Genomic DNA, 16,193 nt, shown 5'->3' with positions numbered 1-16,193 from the left:
GCGACTGCTGGTGCTGAGTGTGCCGTCATCCCGCGAAGGCCCGGCCGAGGGTCGACCGTCTTCCCAACCATTTGTGAAGCAGGTTTCACGGATATGGGCCGCCGCGCGGCGCCATGGGCGATCATGAGGATCACGGGGGCTGTTGACGGCACAGGAGATCGGTGGATGGTCAGCCCCGCCCGCGAGGCCACCGGCCGGTGTGGGCTGTGCGGTAACGACCTGCGCGCCAAGGCGCGGTTCTGCGATTCCTGCGGCTCTCCGGTGACCCCCAGGCCGCCCAGCGGCGAACACAAACAAGTAACGGTGCTGTTCGCCGACGTCGTCGGATCGATGGACCTCGCGGCTGCGATCGACGCGGAACGCCTCCAAGAAATCATGAACGACATGTTCAACCGTGCGGCCGGGGTGGTGCAGCGCTATCACGGCACCGTCGACAAGTTCACCGGTGATGGGTTGATGGCTCTTTTCGGTGCCCCGGTGGCACTGGAGGACCATGCCCTGCGGGCGTGCATTTCAGCCCTGGATATCCAGTCCATCACCAAAGAGCTTGCCGCCGAAGTGCTTCGCCGTGACGGCGTCACCTTGCAGATCCGAATCGGGTTGAACTCGGGCGAGGTGATTACCGGCGAAATAGGCTCAGGCCAAGGAAGATACACCGCCATCGGTCATCCTGTCGGAATGGCGCAACGCATGGAGTCGGCCGCCCCGCCGGGCGGAGTTATGTGCGCGCTCTCCACGGCACGCCTCGTCGAGGACGCCACCCAGCTCGGGCCTGTCGAAGACGTTCTAATCAAGGGTGCCGACGTGCCCGTCCCCGCACGGCAACTGCTCGAAATGCGATCCGAGCGGATGGTGTTGGGCCGCCAAGAAGGCCTGATGCTGGGCCGCGATACGGAGATGTACCGGCTGCAAAGCCTTTTCGACGCCCATCCCGGCTGCCTCGTCAGGATCGTCGGTCCGCCCGGGCTGGGCAAGAGTCGCCTGCTGCGCGAATTCACCGACATCGCCATGAGTCAAGGCGCAGACATCGTCGTCGCACGCTGCGAAGCCCACACTAGCGCCATTGCGTTCCGCGTGTTGTCGCGGCTGCTGCGCGCCATGTTCAAGGTGGAAGGGCTCGGCGCTGCCGAGGCCCGCGAACACACGAGCACCCAATGCCCCGGCCTGCTCGGAGCGGACTCCGCCGACGCCAAGATCCTGTTCGAGGCCATGCGCATCGCCGACCCCATGGCGCCGCACCTGGAGGTCAGCGCCGATGCGAGGCGCCGCCGGCTGATCGAAATTCTGGCGCTCGCCGTTCGGGCACGCCCCACTCGAACCGTGTTCGCCCTCGAGGATGCCCACTGGATCGACGAGCAGAGCGACGACGTCCTCGCTGATTTCACCGGGACGCTCGACGGGACGACGTCGATGTTCGTCATGACCTACCGCCCGGAGTTCCGCGGTGCGCTGCAGCATCGATCAGGTCAGACGGTGACGCTGCGGCCGCTGACCGAATCGACGTCGGTCCGCCTGGTCGGCCAGCTTCTCGGGGGCGACCACTCGCTGGCGGGCCTGGCCGAGCGAATCGCAACCGCGGCGGCGGGCAATCCTTTCTTCGCCGAGGAGATCATTCGCGACCTCGCCGGCCGCGGCGTGCTCGCGGGCAGCCGCGGTGCTTACCGCCTGACGGGCGATGTCGACGAGATCGCCGTTCCTGCCACCGTTCAAGCGGTGCTTGCGGCCCGCATCGATCGGCTGCCCGCGCCCACAAAGTCGATTCTGAACGCCGCGGCGGTGATCGGTAACCACTTCGACGTGGACACACTGCATACCCTGTTGCCGGAAAGCATGTCCGCGCGCCTGGCCGAGCTGGTTTCAGCCGAGTTGATCGATCAGATCGAATTCGTTCCGCGACAACGGTATTGCTTCCATCATCCGCTGGTGCGCACCGTTGCCTATGAGTCGCAGCTGAGCGCGGTCCGCGCGCAGGCCCACCGCCGGCTGGCCGCCGCGATCGAGGAGCGGGACGAGGGTGCCGTCGGCGACAATGCGGCATTGATCGCCACCCACCTGGAGGCGGGCGGCGAGCTCGTCCAGGCCTACCGTTGGCATCTGCGCGCGGCGGAATGGATTAGGCCGCGCGATGTCCGAGCGGCGCGCGCGGAATGGGAAAGCGCACGCCGCATCGCTGACGGGTTGGCCGATGACGACGACGGCGTGGTCGCCATGCGAATCACGCCACGCGCCATGCTGATTTCTACCACGCTTTACGTCAGCGACGCCGACGGAACCGACAATCTGTACGAAGAGCTTCGCGGTCTCACCGCGCGGTCCGGCGACCTGACACCGCTCGCGCTCGCGACGGCCGGACGCATCTGGTCGCTCAGTATCAACGACATTCGTGTTCCCGAGGCCGTGACGCTGGCGTCGGAGCTCGAAGACATGGTCAGCGGCATTGTGTGCGATGCGGGGACCAGGGCCATAATCCTCAACTCGTTAGCCTTTATCCGGTTCGCCAACTGCGAATTCGACGCCGCGCTGCGGACCGTCGATGCGATACTGGCACTGGCCGGCGATGTGCCCGCGAACGAAACGGTTGCCGCGCAAATTCTTCGCGGAATCATCGGCATGTGCCTCGGCGGCTCCGACAAGGGCAGGCGTGATTTCCGGGAGGGCCTTTCACAAGCACATACGCTAGGCCCCCTCAACTATGCGACGATGTCGCATTACCCGGGAACAGTTGCGGTATTGGGTCTTTGCAAGGCCGACGACGTGGTCGACGAGACGCGTGAGGCGTTGCGATGCGCGGAGTCCCTGGGCGACATCGGCGGCATCATCGCCACGCTGTGGGCGCATGGATCGGCCCTCCTGCGCGCGGAGAACACGTCGCGGCGCGACGAGGCCATCGGTCTGCTTGACCGCGCCCGCGTCCTGATCGCGGAGCACAAACTGCATCACATCGGGATGACAAGCATTGCCGCCGATCTGGCAGTCGATGCCGCGCGCAAGGGGCGAACAGACGAAGCGATCGACAGGCTTCGTCCCACGTTCTCACAGCACTTCGACTGTGGCAGCAAAGTCTTCGTGGGCTGTACGGCCGAGGCGCTCGTCGAGCTGCTGATCGACCGAGGATCCGCCCGCGATCTCACAGAAGCCCATGAAATGGTCGATCGGTGGGAGGTGCGACCGCCCGGCATCACGGCGGTGGATCTGTGGTGGCTCAAATCCCGCGCGTTGCTGGCCGGCGCGGACGGCAACCCGGACGACTACGTCGAACTCTCCAAGGCGTACCTCGAGTTCTGCGAGAAGCTCGATGCCCGCGGTCGGCTGCCGGGGGCGCGCCGAATCGTCGATGAATCCCTTGCGTTGCGGCGGGGCTGACGGTGGCGACGATCCTGGCGTACACCTCGCCCGCGCTGGGCCACCTGTTGCCGATGAGCGCGCTACTGTCGGAGCTGTCGAGCCGCGGGCACGGGATTCACGTGCGGACACTTTCCACCGGCGTGGAAATCGCGCGTGAGCTCGGCTTCGCGGCGGACGCGATTGATCCGCGGATCGAGGCCATCGAGCTCGAGGACGGCAAGGAAGCCAATCCCCGGGCCGCGCTCAAGCGCGGTGTTGCGGCGTTTGGCCGGCGTGCCGTGCATGAAGTAGCCGATCTCAGGACCGCGATTACGCTTGTTCGACCGGATGCGTTGCTCGTCGACATCAATTGCTGGGGAGCTCAGTCGGCGGCAGAAGCCGGTGACATCCCCTGGGCGTGCTTCTGCCCATACACGCCGCCGCTGCGGTCGCCCGGGGTCCCACCGTTTGGTCCGGGTCTCAGACCATTGCCGGGCGTGTTGGGCCGGCTGCGCGACACCGCCCTGAGCGTTGCGGTGGTGGGTACGTTGGAGCGAGTGATGCTGCCGCCGATCAACGGCATCCGCGCGGATCTCCATTTGCGGCCCGTCGTTTCGATGGACGAGTTCTTGCGCCGCGCCCCGTTGGTGCTGGTCGCCAGCGGCAAGCCGTTCCAGTATCCGCAAACGGAGTGGGGTGACGCGGTGCAGCTGATCGGACCCTGCGTGGTCGATCCGGGGCCGCATACCGTCCCGGATTGGCTGGCCTCGATCGGCCGGCCGATAGTCCTGGTCACGACGTCGTCGGAGAAGCAAGCCGACACCAACCTGGTGCAAACCGCGATCGCCGCGCTGAAGGATGAGCCGGTGCACGTGGTCGCAACCCTGCCGGCCGGGCAACCTGACGACATTGCCTCGTCGGGCAACGCAACAGTTCTGCAATTCATCCCCCACGGCTTGGTGCTGGACCACGCGGTGTGTGCGGTCACGCACGGCGGGATGGGCGCGACGCAGAAGGCGCTCGCCCGCGGCATACCGGTGTGTGTCGTGCCCTACGGCCGTGACCAGCTCGAGGTTGCGCGGCGCGTCGAGGTGGCCCGCTGCGGTACCCGCCTGCCGGCAAAGAAACTGTCACCGTCGCGGCTGCGCACCAAAGTGCGGGAAGCGATGACCATGAGCGACGGCGCGAAACGGGTGGCGGCAGGCTTCCGCGCCACCGGCGGGGCGGCGCGCGGGGCAGATCTGTTTGAGCAGCGCCTGCTCGGCATCGATGTCAGCTGACCTCAACAAACGCGTACCGGGTGAACATGAGCTCTTTTGAAAACCGCAACCAAACGCCGATAAAGATAAAGCAGCCCGCCGGATGCCGCCGCACGGCTATAGTCGCCGCGTGATCAGCGGCGACCTGCTGATTGGGCGCGACAGCGAGTTGGCATTCATTCGCCGCGCCCTGGGCGGCGCTGACCAGCACTCCGGGGTTTTGATCGCGGGCGCCGCCGGCGTGGGCAAGACCCGGTTGGCCCGCGAAGCGCTGCGGCGCGCCGGGGCGTCGGGCGAGCGCACCCAGTGGATCGTCGGCACCCAGTCGGCGCATGCGCTGCCCCTCGGTGCGTTCATCGGCCTACTGGGCGACGGGATGTCGGATCCGCTGACCAACGTGCGACGGGTGATCGAGTCGTTTGTGGCGCGACAACGTCGGGGGCGCGTGGTGGTGGGCGTCGACGACGCGCACCTGCTGGACGGGTTGTCCGCGCTCGTGATTCACCAGCTGGCACAGTCGGGCGGGGCGCGCCTGGTGGTCACGGTGCGCTCCGGCAGCGAAGAGCCCGATGCGGTGACGGCGCTGTGGAAGGACGGCCTGCTGACTCGCCTTGATTTGGAGCCGCTTTCGGCTGCGGCGACGCGTGAGGTGATCGAGCGCACGCTCGGCGGTCCGGTCGATGCGCGCTGCGCGGCCCGGTTCCGGCGGCTCACCGGAGGTAACACGCTGTTTCTTCGGCAGCTGCTGAGCGATCAGATGGCGGCCGGACGGGTGCGGCAAGTGGCCGGCGTGTGGATGTGGGACGGTGACGTCGCGGTCTCGGCCAGCTTGTCCGACACGGTGGGGCGCCAGCTCTGTCGCCTGACGCCGCCGCTGGCGATGGTCGTCGACACGCTGTCGCAGTGTGAGCCGCTGCCCGTTGACTTGTTGTGCGACTTGGTGTCTCGCGAGGACTTGGTGGCGGCCGAAGCGATGGGCCTGGTCAACGTCGAACGCACCGCCGGCGGGTTGGTGGCCAGGCTCGCGCACCCGCTGTTCGGAGAGCTTCGCCGCGCGGGCGCCGGCGAGATGTATTTGTCGAAGATCCGGGGCCGGTTGGCGACGCGGCTGGGGCAGGAGGGCGACGCCGACATGCAGGCCACGGTGCGCCGGGCGTTGCTGAGCCTGGAGTCGGATCTGGACCCGCAACCCGAGTTGTATCTGGAATCGGCGCGGCATGCGATGACGCTGTTGGATCTGGAGCTGGCCGACCGGCTCGCCAACGCCGCCGTGCAGGCCGGGGCGCCCGGGGCGGCGGGGGTGCGGGCGATGAACCTGGTGTTACTCGGCCGCGGAGAGCAGGCCGAGGGGGCATTGCGCGCGATCACCGCCGGAGATCCGCCCGATGCCCATTATTGGGCGACCCTGCGCGCGGCCAATCTGGTGTGGATGCTCGGCAGGCCGGCGGACGCCTCGGTGATTCTCGATGGCCTGGCCGCGGACCAGGAGACGCCGGCGGAGGTCGCCGCGCGGTTGGCGGTGCAGGCTTGCCTGGATGCGGTGGCCGCGCGCTGCGAGATCGCCGCCGAAAGGGCGAGGGCCGCATTGGATTCGGATGAGCTGCCGAATTTTCACGCGATGATGGCGTCGCTGGCGCTGATCATGGCCATGGGGGCGGTGGGGCAAGCCGACGGTCTGGCCGGCGTGGCCGACCAGGCCCTGGGCCGCGCATCGTCATCCTTCGAGGCGGCGTACACGCAGTTCTGGTTCGGCACCGTGTACGGCCGGGCCTGCCGGTTGACGGGCCGCATCGACGAATTCGTCAGCTTCGCAAAGAAGTTGGCTGTTTCCGCACGGGACGTCCCAGGTCTGGCCTATGCGAATTTGGCTCTGCTGCTGGGAAATGCCGACTTGGCCCGGGGGGCCGTGGCCGACGCGGTCCGGCTGGTGCATGAGGCTCTTGCCGGGGCGCAAATGCATGCAGTCACAAGTGGTTTGCGGCCGGCGTGTTATTTCGCGCTGGCCGAGGCGCACGGCAAGCTCGGGCACGCGGCGGAAGCGAACGATGCGGTCGGCGGGGCGCGGGCCAGCGTGCCCGCCGACTTCTTGTTCATGCATACCGGCTTGTCGCTGGCCAGTGGGTGGGCGCTTGCGGCAAGCGGTCGCCTGGGCGAGGCCGTGGCGACCGCACAGGCGGCCGCGCGACTCGCCCGCGACCGCGGCCAGCCGACCCACGAACTGGCGTGCCTACAAGCCGCGGCGCAATGGGGGGACGCGTCCGGCGCGCCGCGGGCCCGGGCGCTTGCCAATGTGATGTCGCTGCCGCTGGCCGATGCCATCGCCTCGCACGCCGAGGCCCTACGGGCCGGCAACGGCGAAGGCCTCCTGGCGGTTTCGGCGGCCTACCGGACGATCGGTGATCGGGCCGCGGCCGCCGACGCGGCGGCGCAAGCCTCCGTTGCGTTCATCGAAGGGCAGCAGCACAAGCGCGGGCTCTATGCGTCGGCGCTCGCCGGCGAGCTCGCCGAGGAATGTGGCGGTCTATGCACACCGGCCCTGCGGACTCCGGCGGGTCTCAAGCTCTCGGGTCGCCAGCGCGACGTCATCGAACTCGTCGTGGCCGGCCTGTCCAACCGCCAGATCGCCGAGAAGTTGGTCATGTCGGTGCGCACCGTGGAGGGCCACGTCTACCGGGCCTGCCAGCGGGTGGGCGCGCAGTCCCGCGAGGAGCTGGCGTCGATCATTCGATCGGGACCTGGGTCTGACTGACGCACCGGGGTTCGAGTAGTCGACTACGCGTGCGCACCACGGAAATCGGCCATACCGTCGCGATCTCAACTCAGAAAAGGAGAGCGCGATGAAGTACGTAGTGGCTTGGACGTATCGCTTGAACGGCACGGCAGCCGAGAACGACGAAAGTCTGCGACGGGGTTTGGCCGCGTACTCGAAGTGGTCGCAACCGCAGACCACGACCTATCACCAGTTCGTCGGCCGCATCGACGGGGACGGTGGATTCGCGGTGGTGGAGACCGACAACCCGGCCGACTTGGTCGAGACCACAAGCCAATTCGCCACGATTCTGGATTACCAGATCTATCCCGTTGTGGACATCGCCGAAGCCGCGCAAGCGCTGCAGCAGGGCGTGGAATTCAGGGAGGCGATCGGCTAGGTGCCGAGCAACCGCGCCGACGCCCACAGCGCGACGACCGCGACCACCAGGGACACGGGCACGGTACACAGCCCGAGGCGGGTGTACTCACCGACACCGGCGTCGACGTCGTGCTGGCGAAGCACGCGCCGCCACAACAGGTTCGACAGGGAACCGACGTAGGTCAAATTGGGTCCGATGTTGACCCCGAGCAGGACGGCCAGGATCGCGACCGGTCCGCTCGGCGCGACCAGTGGCAGCAGCACGAGGGTGGCGGGCAGGTTGTTCACCACGTTAGCCAGCACCGCGGCCACCGCGGCGATGGCGAGCAGCGCGGGCAGCGTCGAACCGGACGGCAGCACGGCCGACATCGTCCTGTCCATGCCGTGGAGCATGACCGTCCGCACGACGACACCCAGCGCGAGCACGAACACCAGGAACGACACGTGCGTCGAGCGCGCGATGTCCACCACCGAGGTGTGTCCGCGGCTCAGGCTGCGCACGGCCAGGGCCGCGGCGCCGGCGAGCGCCACCCAGGCCGGGGCCACCCCGATGGACTGGGCGACCGCGAACCCGGTCAGCGTCAGCCCGACCACCGCCAGCACGAACACCGGCGGACGCGGCGCCGGGCCCGGTTCCTCCGGGTGCGGTTGCACGCGCAGGTCGGCTGCGAAAAACCAGCGGAATATCGCGTACAGCGTGACCACCGCGCCCACCCACGGCAACGCCATGAACAGGGTGAACCGCGTGAACGAAAGGCCGGCGGCATGAAACGCGAGCAGGTTGGTCAGGTTCGACACCGGCAGTAGCAGGGAGGCGCCGTTGGCCAGGTGCGCGGTGGCATAGGCGTACGGCCGCACCGGGCTTCGCAACCGGCGGACGGCGGCCAGCACGACCGGAGTCAGCAGCACCACCGCGGTGTCCAGGCTCAGCACGGCGGTGATCAGGGAGGCGATGACGAAAACCCGCCGCAGCAGGCCACTCGACCCGACGCGGTCGCGCGTCATCGCCGCACCCGCCGCCTCGAACAGGCCCTCGTCGTCGCACAGCTTGGCCAGCACCAGCACCGCGCCAAGGAACCCGACCACCCCCGAAAGGCCGGTCGCCTCCTCGACGGCCTGGTGCACCGATATGGCGCCGACCGCGATCAGGATGAGAGCCGCGGGGACCGCCGCCACCGCCTCGGGCCAGCCCCTAGGGCGCGCTACGGCGAAGGCCAGGACGGCAGCGAGCAGTACCAGCGCAAGGGTCAGGGTCAAGGTTTTATAACCGCTTCACGCCCAGGGGTTCTCGCGCCGCCACACCGTCGGCAGGTGCAACGTGACACCGTCCTGCGCGGCCAACTCGTCGAGGACGCGGATGGAGGAGTCCAGGTCGTCGCCCGCATAGGGCAAGGCCCGCAGCGGCTTTGACAGCGGCCGGAAGAAGTCGTCCCAGTGAATGAGGATCACCCGGCGCGCCCCCACCGCGCGCACGGTCTCGGCCCAGTAGTCGGCCAGGTATGACCTCGGTTGCAGCCCCAGCTGCCCGGCACTCAGATAGACGGCTTCGGCGCGGTGGCCGCCCAGCGCGCCCTTGACGAAACCTGCGCTGCCCTGGATCAGCAGCCGCCGGCCCGACGGCCGGTGGTGCACCAGCGTCGACCAGGACTCGCCGCAGCGGTAGGCGGACGCCTTGACCGGTGGGGTCAGCGGCGCGTCGATCGCGCCGGGAAACCGGTCCGGCGGGCAGTGATGGGAATCGATCAACGTTACATCGTAGGCGCCCAACGCGATTGGCTCGCCGCTGGCGGCGATCACGAGCCGGTCGTCGGGCAGTCCGTATCCGCGCCCGACGTTGGCCGCCGACCGGCCGCCGACCAGCCGTGCCCCGGTGCGGTCGGCGACCAGCGCGGAATCCAGCACGTGGTCGACGTGGGTGTGCACCGGGACGACGGCCTCCAGCCGGGAAACCTTGGCCCGCGCCAGGCAGCCGTCCACGCGGGCCGGCGAGGGTGCCACCTTGCCGGCGGCCACCCGCGCGATGCCGGGCCGGGAGAAGTAGCCGTCCGTCAGCAGCGCCGACGACCCGTCGTCGACGAGCAGCGTTGCCACGCCCATCCACGTCACCGACAGCGCCCCGGGCTCGGCGGCGGGCACGTCGAACCGATCCGCATACCGTCCCATGTCGGGCCGACCGAGTTTCAGCCGCATCAGCTGAACGCCCCGATCTCGACGCCGGCGGCCGTGAGGCCGTCGCGGACGGCGGCCGCGATCTGCACTGCACCGGGCGAATCACCGTGCACGCAAACCGATTTCACGTCGACCACGATCTTTTTGCCGTCAATGGAGGTGACCCGGCCGGAGGTCACCATGCCCAACACCCGGTCGGCGATGGCCGGTGGGTCGTGCAGCACCGCGCCGGGTTCGCGGCGGGACACCAACCGGCCGTCCGCCCGGTAGGCGCGGTCGGCGAAGGCCTCGGACACCGTGCGCAGGCCGCGGCGCGCGGCCTCGTCGAAGAACACCGAGCCCGCCATCCCCAGCACCGGCAGCGCCGGGTCCACCATCCGCACCGCATCCGCGACCGCGGCCGCCTGGTCGCGGTCGGTGACGATCGTGTTGTACAGCGCGCCATGGGGTTTGACGTAGGACACCGCCGAGCCCGATGCGCGCGCGATCGCCTGCAGCGCGCCGATCTGGTACACCACGTCGGCAACCAGGTCGTCGGCGGCGACGTCGATGAACCGCCTGCCGAACCCGGCCAGGTCGCGATAACTCACCTGCGCGCCGATGCGGACACCGCGCTCGGCGGCCGCCCGGCAGACCCGCAACAATCCGGCGGGATCCCCGGCGTGGAATCCGCACGCCACGTTGGCGCTGGTGACGATCCGCAGCATGGCGTCGTCATCACCGAGGCGCCAGACGCCGAAGCCCTCGCCCAGGTCGGCGTTGAGGTCGATGCGGGCCACCTGCCCAGCTTATGGGGCGGTGCCGGCGCCATCCGGAGAGGCGGTCATCTTCCCGGTCGCTATCGGGTGACGGCCGCGGCCGCGATCTGTTGGGCGACGTCGACTGCGGACGCACCGGGCAGGAAGGAGCCGCAGGCGGCCACATCGATGACGATATTGTTGCGCACGGTCAGCGCGCGCTGGCACCGCCAGCCGTCCGCGCTGCCTTGCTGCTCTTCGGACGTGCTGAGCGTGCCGCCGACCGTGTGGGAATCGGCCACCGCCAAAGTGATCTCGGGCTGGCCGGGAGGATGGTCGACGAATCGGCGATTGGCGCAGGCGGACCACCTCCGGACCGACGCCTCGTAGAACGCGTTGGCCTGCCGCGCCGTGGGGTAGGCGATCACGGCCTGGTCGACGGAGTGATTGCGCACCTTGGGGTTGTCGTAGCTGTCGTCCAGCCGCTCGCCGCGCACCGCGGTCCAGCCGGTGTCCGCGTACACGGCCTGCTGGGCGGGCCCGGCCATCGCCAAGCAGCTCTTCTCGCTGAACGTCTGGCTGGAGTCCCACATGTCCTGCGTGCGATACCGGATCCGCATTCCCGCCCCCAGGATGTCGTTGATCTTCCTGTCGTCGAGCAGCAGCCCGTCGAGGGCGGTGACGGTCACCGGGGCCCGCGTCAGCGGACCGCGGGTGTCCGCGGGCGCGGCGCTACCACCGACGGTGGTGGTGCAGCCGGCCGCGAGGGCGCACACCGCCGCCTGCAGGAGGATCGGGAGTTGCCTAAGCACCGGAGCCTTTCGGACGCGGGGCCCGTCTGTGCCGACAAGCTTAGGAGGCGACTTCCTGCCGCCGTCCCAGCAGCCAGCAGAACAGATAGATCAGGAACGAAATCCCCGCCACGAACACCGACACGGGGACTCCGGGCGCCAGCGACAGCACGATGCCGCCGACGGCGGCAACCTCGGCGAAGACGACCGAGGCGACCATGGCGGCCGCCGGCGAGGCGACCACTCGGGCGGCCGCGGCCGCCGGCGTGATCAGCAACGACATCACCAGCAGCGCCCCGACTATCTGCACGGCCTGAGCGGCCACCACACCGACCAGGGCGGCGAACACGATGCCCAGCGCGCGAACCGGCACGCCGCGGGCCGCGGCGACGTCGGGGTCGACGGTGGCGAACAACAGCGGGCGGTAGCACGCCGCGATGACGGCGATGACGAGCAGGCACACCAGCGCCAGCATGCCCAGCCCGGTGTAGCCGACGCCGACGATCTGCCCGGTGAGCAACGCGAAGCTGGTCGCGGTCCGGCCCGGGTAGAGATAGATGAACAGCACCGCCAGCCCCAGGCCGAACGCCAGCACCACGCCGATGACCGAGTCGCGCTCGCTGGCCCGCCGGCCCAGAACGCCGAACAGCGCGGCCGCCAGAGCGCTGCCGACCAGCGCCCCCACGCCCACCTCGACGCCGACCAGGAGAGCGAAAGCCGCTCCGGTCAAAGACAATTCGCTGGAACCGTGCACGGCGAAAGACATCTGACGCATCACGATGAACGGCCCGATCAGCCCGGCGACCAACCCCAGCAGCGCTGCCGCGAGCAGCGCCTGCTGGACGAAGTCGTGGCCGAGCAGGTGAGCGGTGACGTCGAAGTCGAGCAGGTGGGCCAGGACGTCGGTGAGCCGGTGGTTCACTGGTGGGCCCAGTCGGTCGGCTCGCCAACCACCACGTAGCGGTCCTTGACCTTCACCACCTGGATGTCGGCCCGATACAGCCTGGACAGCGTCTCCGTGGTCATCACTTCTTCGACGGTGCCGATCCGGAATCGTCCGTCGACCAGATAAACGAGCCGGTCCACGTAGGGCAGGATCGCGTTGACGTCATGGGTGACGACGATGACGGTGGTCGAGGCATCCCGGCGGCGGCGGTCGATCAGGGCGGACACCAGCTTCGCGTTCGCCGGGTCCAGGGCCAGCAGCGGCTCGTCGCACAGCAGCAACATCGGGTCGCTGACCAGCGCCTGCGCGATGCGCATCCGCTGCAGTTCGCCGCCTGACATCACGCCCACCCGGACGTCCGCCAGGTGTTCGGCATTGACCTGGCGCAGCGCCTCGCGCACGGCCGCGCGCCGGCGGGCCCGGTCGACGGATCTCAGGGGCATGGCGCCCCACCGATGTCCGTCGACGCCCAGCCGCACTAGGTCGCGTCCCCGAAGCATCACGTCGTGGTCCATCGGTCGGTGTTGCGGCACGTAGCCGACCCGTCCGCTGCCCGAGTTCATCGGCTTTCCGTCCACCAGCGCGACACCGGCGGACAGCGACAGCTGCCCCAGCAGCACCTTGAGCAGTGACGTCTTGCCGCTGCCGTTGGGACCGAGGACGGCGATGAACTCGCCGCGCGACACCGACAGGTCGAGGTGGTCCCACAGCACGCGGTCACCGAACGTCAGCCGGGCACCCCGCAGCGAGACGGTATCCGGGTAGCGGTCGACGGCCGGGACCGCATCGAGGTTCATGGCTCCACTGACCGGCCAGACTGGAGCGCGGTCAGCAGCCGGCTGACCGTGTTCCGCTGCCAGGTCAGGTAATCGGTTCCGTCGGGCAGTGTCTCGCTCACTTCGGTCACCGGCACGCCCACGCGCCGCGCTGCATCCCGCACGCCGTTGATCGCGGCGGTGGAGGTCTGGGGGTTGACCAGCACCGCCGACAGCTGGCGGTGGTCGATCAGGTCGAGGACGAAGGCCATGTCGGCCGGAGCGGGATCCGTTTCGTTCTCGTTGGCCGCTGCGAATGCGGGCGGGGTGCGGTTGACCAGGCCGGCCGCCGCCAGCAGGTAGTACCCGACCGGTTCGGTCGCGATGACCCCGGCGCCGGGGTAGGCGCCGGCAATGGCGTGTTCGGAGATCGCGATCGCGTCGGCGCCGCGGCAGAACTCGGCGGCGTTCGCGCGGTAGTCGGCGGCGTGGACCGGGTCGACGACGGCCATCCGGTCGGCTATGGCGAACGCGACCGATTTGGCGACGTCCAGGTTGTAGAACACGTGCTCGTTGGCCGGCTGCTCCCCCGTGCCGGCGTTCTTCAGGAACGAATAGGCGCCGATCGATTTCACGCCGGGATGCTCGGCCAGCACCTGGTCCACCCAGGGGTCGTAGCCGCCGCCGTTGTACACGACCAGTGCGGCGTCGGTGATGGCCGCGGCGTCCGACGGGCTGGCCTGGTAGGAGTGCGGGTCGGTGTCGCCGCCGGACAGCAGCGAGGTGACCGCGACGTGGCGGCCGGTGACGGCGCGGGCCACGCTGCCCCATACGCCGGTGGAGGCCACGACGGCGTCCGCGCGCGGATGCGCCGGACTGCCGCAGCCGATGGACGCGGTGCCGACAGCCAGCAGGACCAGCGCGGCAAGCAGCCAACGCGGCGCAGTGGCAACCCCGCCTCGTCCCCGCTTGAGCGCCATGCGCACGTCCGATGTCCTCTCACTGGCCGACCGGCCGACCCATAATACTAATGAAAATCGTTTCCATTACAAAGTGGACGAGTGGAAGGCGCTTAGGCGCGCATGCGGATTCGCTGTAGCGTCACCGACTGTGAGTCCCGCACTCCCCCGCAAGCGGGAGGTACCCCCACGCCGGCGTGCGACTCTGGCGTCGTTGGCGGACGAACTGAACGTTTCGCGCACCACGATCTCGAACGCCTTCAACCGGCCGGATCAACTCTCCTCCGACCTGCGCGAGCGCGTGCTGGCGACGGCCAAGCGGCTGGGTTACCCGGGTCCCGACCCGGTGGCGCGCTCGCTACGCACCCGCAAGGCCGGTGCGGTCGGGCTGGTGATGGCCGAACCGTTGACCTATTTCTTCAGCGACCCGGCGGCACGGGATTTCGTCGCCGGGGTCGCCCAGTCCTGCGAAGAGCTAGGGCAGGGGCTGCTGCTGGTGGCCGTCGGGCCCGGCCGCAGCATCGAGGACGGGACGGGCGCGGTGCTCGGCGCCGGTGTGGACGGCTTCGTGGTGTATTCGGTCTGCGAAGAGGACCCGTACCTGCAGGTGGTCTTGCAGCGCCGGCTGCCGGTCGTGGTCGTCGACCAGCCGAAGGGGCTCGCCGGTGTGTCCCGGGTGGGCATCGACGACCGGGCGGCGATGCGTGAGCTCGCGGAGTACGTGCTCGGGCTGGGGCATCGCGAGATCGGGCTCCTGACGATGCGGCTGGGCCGGGACCGCCGGCAAGGGCTGGTGGACGCCGGCCGATTGCGGTCGCCGGCCTTCGACGTGCAGCGCGAACGCATCATCGGCGTGTGGGAGGCGATGACGGCCGCCGGCGTCGACCCCGATGCGCTGACCGTGGTGGAGAGCTACGAGCACCTGCCGGACTCCGGAGGGGCCGCCGCCAAGGTGGCGCTGGAGGCGAATCCGCGGATCACGGCGCTGATGTGCACGGCCGACATATTGGCCCTCTCCGCCATGGATTACCTTCGCGCACATGGCATTTACGTGCCCGGGCAGATGACGGTGACCGGCTTCGACGGCGTCCCCGACGCGATCGGCCGGGGACTGACGACCGTGAATCAGCCGAGCCTGCAAAAGGGGCGCCGGGCCGGTGAGCTGTTGTTGAGTCCGCCGCGGTCGGGCCTGCCGGTCGTCGAGGTGCTGGATACCGAGCTAATCCGGGGCCGCACCGCCGGTCCGCCGGCCTAGCTGCCGTTCTGGTCGCCGATCAACAACCGCACGGCCAGGTCCAGCCGCTTGCTGACGTCGGTGGCCGAGGCCCGCCGGGTGAGCCAGGCGAGCAGATTGGACAGCCAGACGTCGGAGATCACCCGGGCGATGTGGTACTGGTCCTCGGTCGGTTCGCCGTCGGCCATCGCCCGGGCGAACATGGAGTCGATGAGCTTCTCGACCTGGTCGACCTCGCTGGCCGCGGAGGCGTCGGCGAAGACGTAGGCCCGCGTCATCGCCTCGGTGAGCAGCGGATTGCGCTGCATCGCGCGGTTGAGCTTGCCGACCATGAAGTTCAGCCGCTGGAACGGCGTGCCCCCCGCAACCGACGAGCGGTCGGTCTTGGCGTCGATGCGGCTGAATTCCCGGCCCAGGGCCGACACCAGCAGGTGCACCTTCGACGGGAAATACCGATACAGCGTGCCCACCGCCACGTCGGCGCGGTCGGCGACGGCGCGCATCTGAACCGCCTCATAGCCACCCTTGGACGCGATGGCCATTGTTGCGTCCAGGATCCGCTTGCGGCGTTCCCGCTGTGCCTCCGAGCCGAGTTCGGACTCCGCCAATACCGCCACGTTCATGACCTCGCGCGGTTGCGAGTCAGAAGCGCGGCTCGCGTTGGCCCTCGAGTTGGCACCGGCTGGCATGTGACGGGTTGCTCCTCTTCCTGGCGGCTCGCTTGCAAACGATACGCATGCTGAGTGTGAATTTCCCACCTCCGTACCGCCGGGACAGCCGCGTGTGCTGCTGTGATGGCGTTCGACTTGACGGTCGACCGCTGGCACTATTAGAACACGTTCTAGTCTGCGACGAGGCGGGTTGCGCAGCGACCCGAGCCGAGCAGGAG

The 16,193-nt window shown here is 68.8% G+C and carries 13 protein-coding genes; 5 read left to right on the top strand and 8 right to left on the bottom strand.

Going from position 1 to position 16,193, the window contains the following annotated elements:
- Positions 1 to 165 precede the first annotated feature (165 nt).
- The 4 genes from A5678_RS15385 (at position 166) to A5678_RS15370 (ending at position 7,732) form a co-directional block, all read left to right on the top strand.
- A complete protein-coding gene (locus A5678_RS15385) occupies positions 166 to 3,363 on the top strand; it encodes an adenylate/guanylate cyclase domain-containing protein (protein WP_068043796.1) in 3,198 nt (1,065 codons plus the stop codon).
- A 2-nt stretch (positions 3,364 to 3,365) separates the two neighbouring features.
- Positions 3,366 to 4,604 (top strand): glycosyltransferase, encoded by a 1,239-nt coding sequence (locus A5678_RS15380; protein ID WP_068043793.1) that lies wholly within the window; start codon positions 3,366 to 3,368, stop codon positions 4,602 to 4,604.
- A gap of 109 nt (positions 4,605 to 4,713) precedes the next feature.
- The gene (locus A5678_RS15375) at positions 4,714 to 7,332 is read left to right on the top strand and encodes a LuxR C-terminal-related transcriptional regulator (protein WP_068043832.1); all 2,619 of its coding nucleotides are present in this window, start codon (positions 4,714 to 4,716) and stop codon (positions 7,330 to 7,332) included.
- A gap of 88 nt (positions 7,333 to 7,420) precedes the next feature.
- Positions 7,421 to 7,732, top strand: a complete 312-nt coding sequence (locus A5678_RS15370) for a DUF3303 domain-containing protein (RefSeq protein WP_068043791.1) — start codon at positions 7,421 to 7,423, stop codon at positions 7,730 to 7,732.
- Here the strand turns inward: A5678_RS15370 and A5678_RS15365 are convergent.
- Genes A5678_RS15365 through A5678_RS15335 form a run of 7 tightly spaced genes read right to left on the bottom strand, consistent with a single transcriptional unit; the run spans position 7,729 to position 14,091 of the window.
- Positions 7,729 to 8,970 carry an SLC13 family permease gene (locus A5678_RS15365; protein ID WP_068043788.1) on the bottom strand — a complete coding sequence of 414 codons (1,242 nt, stop codon included), beginning with the start codon at positions 8,968 to 8,970 and terminating at the stop codon, positions 7,729 to 7,731. The two genes, A5678_RS15370 and A5678_RS15365, sit on opposite strands and share 4 nt — an antisense overlap.
- 15 nt (positions 8,971 to 8,985) lie before the next feature.
- Positions 8,986 to 9,903: an MBL fold metallo-hydrolase gene (locus tag A5678_RS15360; protein ID WP_068043786.1), complete on the bottom strand. Its 918-nt coding sequence runs from the start codon at positions 9,901 to 9,903 to the stop codon at positions 8,986 to 8,988.
- On the bottom strand, positions 9,903 to 10,661 hold the full coding sequence (locus A5678_RS15355; protein ID WP_068043784.1) for a LamB/YcsF family protein: 759 nt from the start codon (positions 10,659 to 10,661) through the stop codon (positions 9,903 to 9,905). Before A5678_RS15355 ends, A5678_RS15360 begins: the two co-directional genes overlap by 1 nt.
- Positions 10,662 to 10,720: 59 nt before the next feature.
- On the bottom strand, positions 10,721 to 11,431 hold the full coding sequence (locus tag A5678_RS15350; protein ID WP_068043782.1) for a sensor domain-containing protein: 711 nt from the start codon (positions 11,429 to 11,431) through the stop codon (positions 10,721 to 10,723).
- A 40-nt stretch (positions 11,432 to 11,471) separates the two neighbouring features.
- Positions 11,472 to 12,332 carry a metal ABC transporter permease gene (locus tag A5678_RS15345; protein WP_068043780.1) on the bottom strand — a complete coding sequence of 287 codons (861 nt, stop codon included), beginning with the start codon at positions 12,330 to 12,332 and terminating at the stop codon, positions 11,472 to 11,474.
- The gene (locus A5678_RS15340) at positions 12,329 to 13,153 is read right to left on the bottom strand and encodes a metal ABC transporter ATP-binding protein (RefSeq protein ID WP_068043778.1); all 825 of its coding nucleotides are present in this window, start codon (positions 13,151 to 13,153) and stop codon (positions 12,329 to 12,331) included. Before A5678_RS15340 ends, A5678_RS15345 begins: the two co-directional genes overlap by 4 nt.
- A complete protein-coding gene (locus tag A5678_RS15335) occupies positions 13,150 to 14,091 on the bottom strand; it encodes a metal ABC transporter solute-binding protein, Zn/Mn family (protein ID WP_068043775.1) in 942 nt (313 codons plus the stop codon). Before A5678_RS15335 ends, A5678_RS15340 begins: the two co-directional genes overlap by 4 nt.
- A 130-nt stretch (positions 14,092 to 14,221) precedes the next feature.
- Here A5678_RS15335 and A5678_RS15330 point away from each other — a divergent pair, with 130 nt between their 5' ends.
- On the top strand, positions 14,222 to 15,325 hold the full coding sequence (locus A5678_RS15330) for a LacI family DNA-binding transcriptional regulator (protein WP_156746925.1): 1,104 nt from the start codon (positions 14,222 to 14,224) through the stop codon (positions 15,323 to 15,325).
- On the opposite strand, the gene kstR is transcribed toward A5678_RS15330, so the two are convergent.
- Positions 15,322 to 15,921 carry a cholesterol catabolism transcriptional regulator KstR gene (gene kstR / locus A5678_RS15325; protein WP_197502152.1) on the bottom strand — a complete coding sequence of 200 codons (600 nt, stop codon included), beginning with the start codon at positions 15,919 to 15,921 and terminating at the stop codon, positions 15,322 to 15,324. The genes A5678_RS15330 and kstR overlap by 4 nt on opposite strands.
- Between the last annotated feature and the right edge of the window lie 272 nt (positions 15,922 to 16,193).

The sequence above is a fragment of the Mycobacterium sp. E2733 genome (assembly GCF_001667585.1).
Lineage (GTDB): Bacteria > Actinomycetota > Actinomycetes > Mycobacteriales > Mycobacteriaceae > Mycobacterium.
The sequence above is the reverse complement of the archived record's forward strand: the minus strand, read 5'-3'. Positions and strand labels throughout refer to the sequence as shown.